This window comes from Burkholderia sp. 3C, assembly GCF_054589155.1.
In genome coordinates, this window is the sequence record NZ_BAAILN010000096.1 from 24,597 (window position 1) to 26,063 (window position 1,467).

At 68.0% G+C, this 1,467-nt stretch carries 1 protein-coding gene; it reads left to right on the forward strand.

All coding sequences use genetic code 11. The annotated features are described in order from the left end of the window. Positions 1-35: 35 nt before the first annotated feature. On the forward strand, positions 36-1,385 hold the full coding sequence (locus tag ACYP33_RS19785; protein ID WP_414442023.1) for an MFS transporter: 1,350 nt from the start codon (positions 36-38) through the stop codon (positions 1,383-1,385). Positions 1,386-1,467: the final 82 nt, after the last annotated feature.

Sequence of the window (1,467 nt, forward strand, 5' to 3'; positions counted from 1 at the left end):
GCAGCTTGAATCAACTCAATGTGCAAACGGGCGCAGTGCCCGGCGCGGCGCCGCTGGCGCGCGCCGCCGCCACGCCGCAACGGGAAGTGCGGCTCGACGACGTGCCGCTCAACGGCTTCCACATCAAGATCGCCGGGCTCACGTTCGGTGCGCATTTCACCGAAGGCTACACGCTCGGCACCATCGGCTACGCGCTCGCCGCGCTCGGCAAGCAGATGCCGCTCGATGCGTTCTGGATGGGCGTGATCGGCAGCTCGGCGCTGATCGGCATCTTCCTGGGCAGTTTGATTTTCGGCTGGCTGTCCGACCGCATGGGCCGCCAGAAGATCTTCCTGACCAGCTTCGTGATCATCGTGCTGGCGTCGGCCGCGCAATTCTTCGTGACCTCGCCGGCCGAGCTGGCGCTGCTGCGCATCGTGATCGGCATCGGCATGGGCGGCGATTTCACCGTGGGCCACGCGATCCTCGCCGAATTCTCGCCACGCAAGCATCGCGGCGCGCTGCTCGGCTCGTTCAGCGTGATCTGGACGGTGGGCTACGTGGTGGCCAACGTGCTCGGCCTGTACTACGGCAACGCCTCGCCCGACGCGTGGCGCTGGCTGCTGGCCTCGGCGGCGCTGCCGGCGTTCGTGGTGCTGATCGCCCGGCTCGGCACGCCCGAATCGCCGCGCTGGCTGCTCGGCAAGGGTCGCGCCGGCGAGGCGCGCGCGATCGTCGCGAAGCATTTCGGCGCGCACGTCGTGCTCGACGGCAGCGACGCGCCGCACGCCAGCCAGGGCTACGCGCGGCTGTTCCGCCCGGACATGATCCGCCGCACGCTGTTCAATTGCGCGTTCTTCGTCTGCCTGGTGATTCCGTATTTCGCGATCTACACGTTCCTGCCGACCATCCTGAAGGCGATCGGCCTGTCCGAGGGCTTCGGCGCGGATCTGCTGCTGAACGGCTTCCTGGTGCTCGGCGCGGTGATCGGCATCTGGCTGACGATCAAGATGTCGCGGCGCGGTTTCCTGATCGGCTCGTTCGCCGTGTGCTGCGCATCGCTGGTGGCGCTGGCCGTGCTGCCGCATTCGGCGGCGTTGTGGATGATCGTGGCGTTCGGCGTGTTCACGCTGACCATGTCGGCGTTCAGCAACCTGGTGGGGGTATTTCCGCCCGAGTGCTTCCCGACCGAGGTGCGCGCCTGCGGCGTGGGCCTGGCGATCGCGTGCAGCCGGCTCGGCTCGGCGATCGGCACGTTCCTGCTGCCGGTGGGCATCGCGACGCTCGGCTTTCACGTGACGATGTTCGCGCTGGCCGGCGTGCTGCTGGTGGGCATGATCGTGTCGATCGCGTGGGCGCCCGAAACCAAGCACCTGACGCTCGACGAGGCGTCGGGCAGCCACTGAGCGGACGTGACGGAACCGTTCAGGTTTCCTTATCGTCCGGCCTGACGAACCCGCGCGGCGGATGCGAATCCGCCGCGCGGGT